Genomic DNA, 9,089 nt, shown 5'->3' on the forward strand with positions numbered 1-9,089 from the left:
CGGGGCCGATCACCCTCCAGGCGCGGGAACTGATCTTCCCGCCGAAGCCGGGGCCGCTCTACGGCGGACTGGCGTTGATGATGGTGGTGCTCACCCGGCGGCAGCGGTACGTCGCGGCCGGTGCCGCGATCGGCATCGACGTCGTCTTCGCGCTCGGGCGGTGGGCAGCGGGCGTCAAGACGCCCGAGGGGCATTTGTTCGGCAATGGCGCGTTGTGGGCGATGCTGGGCGTCGCGGTCTTCGCGATCGTGCGCCGCACCGGCCGGGAACGTGTGCTGCTGCTGAAGGGCGTCGGGCTCGGCCTGCTGCTGGTGACCGGCCGCAAGACCGGTGACGCCTGGCTGCTCATCACGTCGAAGACCCGCCCGACCGTGCTCGACCCGTACGTGGCCATGGCCGATCACGCACTGGGCAGCCCGTCGTGGGTGGCCGGCAGGATCGTCGAGGCCAGCGGATCGGTCGGCTCCCAGCTCCTCCACTTCGTCTACGGCGAGCTCGCGGTGGCCGCGATCGTCGTCGCCCTCTACCAGCTGCGCAACGTGGCGGCCGAGCGCCGCTTCCCGCGCCACCACCTGGTGCGCACCTTCCTGGTGATCGGTCTCCTCGGGCCGGCCTTCTACATGATCTTCCCGGTCGTCGGACCGGTCTTCGCCTACGGACCGGGCGCCTCCGGCACCGGCGGCGTGGAGTGGGCGGTGGTCAACCTGTGGCCGCACACGCCACCGTCGATCAGCATCCCGCACCCGGTGCCGTACGACGGGATCACCCCGCGCAACTGCATGCCCAGCCTGCACACGGCGTGGGCCACCGCGATCTTCATCCACACCCGCAAGGGCCCCAGGTTCCTGCGGTACGCGGGGACCTTCTGGCTGATCGCCACGCTCAGCGCCACCCTGGGTTTCGGCTACCACTACGGCGTGGATCTCGTCGCCGGCATGGTGTTCGCGCTCACCATCGAGGTGGCTCTGCGCACGTATGACCGCGGTTGGGACCGGTCGGGCATGCGGCTCGTCGCCTACGGCGTGGCGGTCTTCTCGGTGCTGTTGCTTTCCTACCGCTATCTGCCGTTGGAAATGGCCGAGCACCCGTGGCTGTTCGGACCCCTCGTCCTTCTGGCGCTGGGCTCGGTGGTCTACGGCTATGTACGGACCACCAGGGAATGGGAGCCGAAGGCCGCGCCGGCGTTCCGACCGGAACCGCAGCCCGAACTGGTCTGAGTCCGGCTCGCTCCGGTACGCGCCCGGGTGGTCGGCGCGCGAGAAAGTTTCCCGCGGCATGTGTCATGGACCGGCCAATTGTGCATTCTCGTAGTGCGCTGCAGTGCGCGGTGTACGACGAGAAGGGTGACCACGTCATGAACAGATCCGCCTCCACGGGCTGGGGCCGGGCGGGCCTCGCGCTGGGTGCCGTCCTGGTGTCCGCCGTCCTCTGCGCCCCGGCGAGTGCCGCCGCACCCGGGGGCGCGGGCTCCCCGACGCGTACCGCTGCCGCGCCCGCCTGCCCCGTCGTCTACTTCGACCTGGGCGAAACCCTCGTCCACACCGCCGCCGACGGCGGCATCGGCTATCAGTCGGGCGCCGCCTCGTATCTGCGTGCCCTGCGCGAGCACCACGTCCGGATCGGTCTGATCACCAACGTTCCGCCCTCCTGGGGCAGCACCGACGCCGAGCGTGCCGCCAGGCTGAAGCAGGAGGTCGACGCCGCTTGGAAGGGTTCCGTGCCCTTCGCCTGGCGGGACTTCGGCGACCGGATCCTCACTCCCCGTACCGACGCGGAACGCAAACCGGCGCCCGTCCTGTGGCAGCGCGCGAAGGCCGAGTCGGGGCGCTGCCGGGTCGTCTACCAGGCGGAGACGGCCGAGGAGGTCCAGGTCGCCGCCTCGGTGGGCTATGTGCCCTACCAGGTCGGGCAGTCCCATCGGCCCGCGTTCCTCCCGGTCGGGCTCGTCGAACTCCTCGGCCGCCGGTCCCGCTGACCGGCGGCCTGTGCCCGCGCCGCGCCTACGTGTCGGACCGCTGCTCCGCGTCGTGCCGCTGCTCGCGGGCCCCCGTCAGCGGGACCGTGTCACCGGCGTCGCGGTCCTCCGCGTCCGCGCCCGGGGCCGGGATCCCGGCCCCGGGGCGGCCCCGCCGCACCGCTCCACCGCGCACGAGCAGTTGTACCGCCCCGAGCAGCACCGCCGTCGCCAGCGCGCTGTGCAGCAGCAGCGCGTCCAGGTGGCCGGCGGAGACATACGCGCCCACGGCCACCGCGGCCAGGGCGCACACCGCGCGGTCCACGATGCTCTCGACCGACAGGAGCGTGGCGCGCGGGGCGTCCGCCGGCACCGCGTCGTTGACCAGTTTGCGCTGGACCGGGTACGCGAAGCCGGTCGCGGCGGCGAACAGGCAGAGCAGGGCGATGACGGCCCACGGTCCGCCGAGCGTCATCGCCGCCAGGGTGCCCGCGAGCACCAGGCTGAGGACCGACACCCAGGCGACCGGCGACAGACGGCGGCCGAGCCACTGGGGGCGGGCCGAGCCCACCGCCTCCGCCACCGTCATCGCGGCCAGCACCGTGCCGTGGGAGGCCTCCCCCACGCCGTGGTCCAGCAGGATCGGCTGGAACAGGTTGACCTGGCAGATCCGGGACAGCGTGAAGAGCGCCACACCCTGCACCATCACCAGGGCCAGCCACCGTGAGGAAGCGACGCAGCGCAGTGCGGAGCCCGCGTCCCGCAGGAACGCGCCGCCCCCGCGCCCGCCGTCCGCCTTCCCCGTCCCACCGCCCGCCCCGGCGAGCCGGGGCAGGGCGACGGCGCAGGCGAGGGAGCCCGCGGCGCTGGCGGCGCTGAGCACGTACGGGGCCGCGTGGGCGACGGCCATCAAGGGCCCGACCAGCGGCCAGCACACGACCTTCGCCGCGAGGCCCAGGGCCCGTGCGGTGCCCTCCGCCTTCAGATAGTGCGCGTCGCACTTCTCGGCCCGCAGCCCGTCGTACAGATACGCACTGGCCGCACCCGAGGTCAGCGAACGGCCCAGCGCGATGGCGAGGAAGTGGACGAGGAAGCCGGTGTACGAGGCGCTGAGCACCGGAGCCAGGTTCGCCGCCGTCATCACCACCGCCCCGGCCCGCAGGCAGTTGCGGGCGCCGATCCGGTCGGCGATCAGCCCGGTCGGGATCTCGAACAGGCAGAAGGCCACGTAGTAGATGCTCTGGATGCCGAAGATCTGGCTGTCCGAGAGCCCGGCCGCCTTCTGGTACGCGTAGAAGACCGGCATCCACCACAGCAGGTTGAAGAGGAGCTGGAAGCCGTAGTTGAGCTGGATGATCCGGCGGGCGGTGTGCGTCAGGCCGGTGCCGGACCGCGTATCCGCGGGGGCCGGGCTCACAGCGCGTACGGGCGGATCTGGACCAGCCGGAAGTCGCCCCGCTCGGTCATCAGCCACTCGATGTCCAGCGGCTTGTCCACGTCGGCCCCACCGAAGTCGGACCCGCTGAAGTGGGACTGCAGGAGCCGCCCGGTCAGGGACAGGTCCGCGAGCCGGGCGCGGGTGGCGGCGGGCAGCCCGTCGCCCCAGGAGCCCAGGGCGACGGTGCGGCCGCCGCCCTCCACCACGTTGTACAGGTACTGCTGCGGCAGGACGGAGCCGTCGACGACCTGCTCCGGGGAGCCGGGGGAACAGTTGAGGTAGACGTTGCGGAAGTCCTCGCGGCGGGTCGGGTCGCAGGTCACCAGGACGCCGCCGAGGGAGGCGGGCACGTACTCCTGGATGATCACGCCCATATAGGTGTCGTCGAGGGAGATCCCGACCTGGTGGCGCAGCCGCACGCTGCGGGGCGACACCAGGGAGGCCCACACCTGGCGTACCGCGTCCAGGAGTTCGCCGGTGCCGTGGACGGTGGTGACGGAGTCGTAGACGCCCGCAGCGGAGAAGCCCGGGAGGTCCTCGGCGTTGGACGAGGAGCGCACCACCAGGCGCCCGAGCTCGGCCGGCGGGACCGGAAAGGCCTGGCTGATCTGCCGGGTGACGGACTCGGGGACGGGTGTGTGCCGGATCAGCTGCTGGAGTTGCAGACAGAGCGGGTCCAGGACCTCGGTGGCGTCGAGTTCGAGTGCCATCTTCAGCTTGCCGATGCCCTGCTGGAGGGCGGGCGACGAGGCGAGGAAGTGCTGCTGGAGCGCGAAGGGGAGCGCCACGCCCTCCGGGGCGCCGACCGTACCGGCGACGAAGTCGGCTGCCCTGGCGCGGAGTTCGGGCACGGAGGGGTCGCTCAGGCCGAACCGGGTGGCGAGGTGGCCGTAGAGGTCGTCGCGCGGCGGGCGGGGCCGCCCGTAGAAGGCGGTCAGGTCGGCCGTACGGCTGTCGAGTACGTGGTGCAGCTCGCCCAGGTTGGCCGCCTTGGTGCCGTACCGGTCGCGGTCGGCGCTGCGCAGCCGGTGCAGGGACAGCACGGGGGCGTCTTCCAGCAGGGGCGGTTCGAGGCGTATGCGCTGCTGGTGCCAGGCGGGGGCCCGCAGGACCGGTTCCTCTTCCAGCCGCTCCAGGGAGATCTCGTCCTCGCCCACCCGGTAGCGCACCCACGCGCCGTCCAGGCCGTCCCTCTCGACGAGCTGTTCCAGGTCGCGCACGATCGCGTTGGGTATCCCCCAGCCGGAGGCCAGGACGTTGGTGTGCGAGAGCGGGGTGATCTGCGCGGTGTTGAGGAATCCGGCCACCCGCGGCACGTCGTCCGGCAGGCACGGCATGGCCACGATGTCGGCCCAGCCCAGCCCGGCCTCGGCGGCCGCGTACTCCTCGTTCGTACGGAAGAACCGCAGCCGCCCGGTGACCTCGCCGGGGTTCAGCGGCGTCCGGGTCCTGGAGCCGAAGAGCTCGTGGCTCAGGATGCGCGGCACGAGCCGTTCGCTGATCGCCGCCAGCTCCTCCTCCTGCCCGTGGTTGGCGGGCTTGAGCAGCACCGGGAGTCTGCCGTCGACCCGTGCGCGCACGAACTCGTAGAAGAACGCGAGCAGTTCGCCGCTCATGGTGTCGGCCTCGGTCGTCTCCAGGACGAGGAAGGGGCGCTCGCGGCCCTCGGCGTCCTCGCCGGTGTGCAGGGACAGCACACCGAGCAGGAAGCGGCGCCCGGGGTCCATGTAGACGGAGGCGTTGAACGCGTCCAGCTCCGCGTCCAGCGCGGCGAGTTCCATGCCCAGGACACGGGTGGCGACGTAGTTGACGTGGAAGGGGTGGGCGGCGGTGTCGAGGAGGTGCCAGGTGTTCTCGGCGCGGTCGACGACGACCTTGAGGTAGGGGTGACCGGCCAGGACCCCGGAGAGCGTGCGGAAGAGCGGCAGGGAGAGGTTCTCGCCGACGACCGTGCGGTCCGTGGCCGGGTCGGCGGCGTCGGAGAGCAGTTGGGCGGTCATGCGGAGACCTCCTCGGGCCGCACGGCGGGCAGGACCCGCGGGAGGGCGTCCACCAGCGTCTCGAAGTCGCGGAGCACCGTCCGCGGGTCGGTGGCCGAAAGCAGACACAGGGCCGCCATGGTGTTGGCGCCGGCGGCGGGGTCGTAGACCGGCACGACGCTGCCGTCGGCGAGCGAACTCTCCGCGACGACCGACAGCTCGCTGCCCCGGCTGAGCGGCACGTCCTTGGCGACCGCCGGGAAGTCCCAGACCTTGCGATCCCGCCAGGCCTCGCCCTCGCCGTCGACCGCGAGGACGACGAGGGAGCCCGCCGCGCCGCGCGCCTGCGCCGGGGTGAGGGCCCGCTCGGGCCACTCGACCCGGCGGCCGAGGAGGTGGTCGACGAGCATGCCGACGAGGTCGAGCCCGAAGACCTCCTCGATCTGCGGCACCGTCATCGCGCCGCCGAACCGGGCAGCCGTCTCGATGAGCCACATCTCGCCGTCCGCGCCGAGCTTGATCTCGGTGTGCGTCCCGCAGTCGCGCAGGCCGAGGGCGTCGACGGCCTGCCGCGCGAGCGCCACGACCCGGTCCTGGGCGTCCTTGGACAGCAGGGCGGGGGTGATGCCCGCCCGCTCGGTGAACGGCTCGACCGTCGGCATCCGGCCGCTGAGGCAGACCGGGTGGAAGGTGCCGTCCGCCACGACGCCCTCGACGCTGACGTAGTCGCCCCAGCCGGGCTCGTCGAACCAGTCCGAGGCGGTGCCGGTCACGATCTGCTCCACCACGAAGTGCCCCTGCGCCTCGGCCACATGGAGTTCCGCGTACCCCAACTGAGCGGATTCGGCCATCACTTCGCGCGAGCGGCGCCAGGCGGTGGAGACCTCGTACGGGGAGTGGATGATCTGGTGCGCGGTGGAGCCCGCGCTCCAGGCCGCCTTGAGGAGCATGGGGAAGGGCAGGGCGCCGGCCGCCTCGTACAGGTCGGCCTCCGTGGCGACGGAGCGGAACTCGGGCTGCGGCAGTCCGTGTTCCCGCCACGTGCGCCGCATCAGCCGCTTGTCACGGGCGAGCGCGGAGGCCTTGCCGGACCCGGCGAGACCGAGTGTCCCGCATGCCTCGGCGACGGCCACGACCGCGTACTCGGAGAAGGTGAGCACCGCGTCCGCGCCCACCGCCCGGGCCCGCGACACGATCAGGGAGACCAGGTCGCAGCGCTGCGCGTCGGCCGTCACGACCGAGGCGCAGAGCCTGTCGGCGGAGTCCGCCACGACGGGAGGAAGAGCGCTGAGCGCCAGCAGGTGCACTTGTGCCCTCGCGGCCGTCCGGGACAGGACGTGACCGAGCGGCGGACCACCCTTGGCATGCACTAACAGCACCTTGCTCACGGAAGTTCGTCTCCATTCATCTGCGTTGGTCCGTGCCGGACGTACGCGTCCTGCGCGTCGTCGTACGGATCGGTGATGCGCGCCGGGTGCGGGGGAATCTCCCGGGGTGCGTGTCGGGGCGTGTTCACCCGCTCACTCAAGGGGACCACGCGAACGGCGCCCCAAACGCCACCGGGGCCGCTCAGCATTCAGGCAAATGCCTGAATACCAGGCCGGTTTGCCACTCGGGACGACTCCGCGAGGCGCGGAGGCGGGGTTCCACTTCGGCCGAGAACCGAGCATGCGCGGGATCGGGACGGGATACCCATCGCGAGGTGACCGTGTGTCAACCAGTGGCGTACGGTTCGTATATGGACGGAGGGACCGCTGTGGACGACGCCGGTCTCAAGGCACTGCTCGAACACCTCCCCGTGTTCTGGTGGGAGGTCGACGAGCCCTGGCGGGTCCGGGAGAGGGCAGGCGACGCCTTCGCCGGGACGGGGGCCCTGCGGCTCGACCCGCACCCCGGTACCCCGCGCCGCTACGCCGCCTTCGCGGGCCTCGCGGACCTGGCCCCGGCCGCCGCCTTCATCCGGGACCGCGACGGCCGCTATCTGTGGGCCAACCACACCTACGCGCACCTCTACGGCACCGTGCCGGACAACCTCGTCGGCAAGTACATCGAGGACTTCGACGCACCCGCCGAGGCCGTCCAGTTCCGCGCCCTCGACCAGGAGGTCCTCACCCGGGGGACGCCGGTGCGCCACACCCTCGCCTACCGGCGGCCGGACGGCAGCGCGGGCCAGGCGGTGGGGCACCGGTTCGTGGTGCGGGAGAACGCGCGGACCTGCGTCGCCGGGATCTACGTGGACATCACGGACCGCCTCCGCGCCATGGTCCAGTGGCAGGAGGCCGAGGAGAACCTGCAGGCGCTGCGCGACCACAGCGGTCTGCCCTGCGCCCTGCTGTCGGCGAACGGACGCGTGGTCGAGGCGAGCGCGGCGGCCGCCGAACTGTTCCGGCTCAGCCTGCCCGACCTGGTCGGCCGCCGCGCGCACACCCTGCTCGCCCCCGAGCCCGGCCTCGACGGGCTGCTCCGCAGGTGGAACGGTCTGATAGCGCGCCGCACCAGACGAGTGGAGACATGCGCGGTGCTCCTCGACACCGAGGGGCGCCAGCGCCGCGCCCAGATCCATCTGACGACGGTCGGCCACTCCGCCGCGCGCGCCCGGTACGTCTGGGCCGTCGTCACCCACCAGAGCCTCGCCCACGAGGCCCATCCGTCACTGACCGCCGCGCAGATCCGCATCCTCTCCCTGCTGGCGGCGGGCAGCAGCAACGGCGACATCGCCACCTCGCTGAAGCTGTCCCGGCAGACGGTCGACTACCACCTCAGCCGGCTGCGCGAACTCCTGGGCGCGGCGACCCGCCCCGCCCTGGTCGCCCGCGCCTACGTACTCGGCATCCTCGCCCCGCGCACCTGGCCCCCGCGCTCGGCCACGGCGGGGCATCCGCTGAGCACGGCGTGAGGGGCGAGGTGACCGTTCAGGAGGTGACGGCGTTGCGCCACACCGTGAGGTCCACGCCGACGAACTGGCTCGGTGACTCCTTCGGGGCGAAGGCGCGCACGGTGACCAGACCGTAGTGCCCGGAGCCGGTCTTCACGCAGATCCGGGACCCCTTGCCGAGCTTGTCCTTCGTGATGGACGTGGTGTAGCGGGTGTTGGCGCGGCAGCCGTCCAGTGAACCCGGCTCCGCGGGGTCCAGCAGCGCCATGGTGTTCTTGGACTGGTTGGTGGCGAGGGCGTCTCCGTTGACGATGTCCTCCGCGTAGCCGAAGTCGCCCTCGTAGAAGACGTCCTTCTTCTCCGGCCGGGGCGGCTCGTCGGCGAAGGTCACGGTGTAGCCGCGGGGAATGCTGATGTTGCTGTACACGGCTGCCTTCGGCGCCACCGGGGCCTTGCTGTTGCCGCTGCCCGCGCCCGTGCCCGAAGCCGCGCCGCCGGACTGCGACGGCGTACTGCTTTTGCTGTTGCCCTTGCTGCTGCCCTGATCGTCCTTGGAGTCGCTGCCGGAGATCTGCCCCGCCACGTACGCGCCGCCGCCGATGAGCGCGGCGACGACCACTCCCGCGACGACCAGTCCGGCACGGTTCCGCTTGCGGGGCGGCTGCGGCGGGACCGCCCCCGACGGATGGCCCGCGACGGTCGCCGGGTAGGCGTAGGAGCCCGCCGCGGGAGGCCCAACGGGCTGCGGCTGTACGGGTTGCGGCTGTGCGGCATGCGGCTGTACGGGATGCGGATACGCGGGCTGGGTCGGCGGGTGCACGGGCGGCGGCGTGTGCGGGGCGG

6 protein-coding genes and 1 pseudogene are annotated in these 9,089 nt (G+C 72.2%); 3 read left to right on the forward strand and 4 right to left on the reverse strand.

Annotated features, from left to right (window positions below):
- On the forward strand, positions 1 to 1,217 hold a 1,217-nt coding region (locus tag A8W25_RS05970), incomplete at its 5' end, for a phosphatase PAP2 family protein (protein WP_067157116.1).
- 137 nt (positions 1,218 to 1,354) lie between these two features.
- A complete protein-coding gene (locus A8W25_RS05975) occupies positions 1,355 to 1,975 on the forward strand; it encodes a hypothetical protein (RefSeq protein ID WP_067157130.1) in 621 nt (206 codons plus the stop codon).
- Between the two features lie 25 nt (positions 1,976 to 2,000).
- Here the strand turns inward: A8W25_RS05975 and A8W25_RS05980 are convergent, their stop codons facing one another.
- Genes A8W25_RS05980 through A8W25_RS05990 form a run of 3 tightly spaced genes read right to left on the reverse strand, consistent with a single transcriptional unit; the run spans position 2,001 to position 6,741 of the window.
- Positions 2,001 to 3,371 carry an MFS transporter gene (locus tag A8W25_RS05980; protein WP_234386300.1) on the reverse strand — a complete coding sequence of 457 codons (1,371 nt, stop codon included), beginning with the start codon at positions 3,369 to 3,371 and terminating at the stop codon, positions 2,001 to 2,003.
- A complete protein-coding gene (locus tag A8W25_RS05985; protein ID WP_067157118.1) occupies positions 3,368 to 5,392 on the reverse strand; it encodes a PEP/pyruvate-binding domain-containing protein in 2,025 nt (674 codons plus the stop codon). The genes A8W25_RS05980 and A8W25_RS05985 overlap by 4 nt, the downstream gene beginning before the upstream one ends.
- Positions 5,389 to 6,741, reverse strand: a complete 1,353-nt coding sequence (locus A8W25_RS05990; protein ID WP_420708411.1) for an ATP-grasp domain-containing protein — start codon at positions 6,739 to 6,741, stop codon at positions 5,389 to 5,391. Before A8W25_RS05990 ends, A8W25_RS05985 begins: the two co-directional genes overlap by 4 nt.
- A 368-nt stretch (positions 6,742 to 7,109) precedes the next feature.
- Here A8W25_RS05990 and A8W25_RS05995 point away from each other — a divergent pair, with 368 nt between their 5' ends.
- Entirely contained in the window at positions 7,110 to 8,267 is a 1,158-nt protein-coding gene (locus tag A8W25_RS05995; RefSeq protein WP_067157124.1) for a PAS domain-containing protein, read from the forward strand.
- A 16-nt stretch (positions 8,268 to 8,283) separates the two neighbouring features.
- Here A8W25_RS05995 and A8W25_RS06000 read toward each other — a convergent pair.
- Positions 8,284 to 9,089 (reverse strand): annotated as a pseudogene (locus tag A8W25_RS06000) (serine/threonine protein kinase); the annotation flags it as partial.

This window comes from Streptomyces sp. ERV7 (assembly GCF_001653515.1).
Taxonomy (GTDB): domain Bacteria; phylum Actinomycetota; class Actinomycetes; order Streptomycetales; family Streptomycetaceae; genus Streptomyces.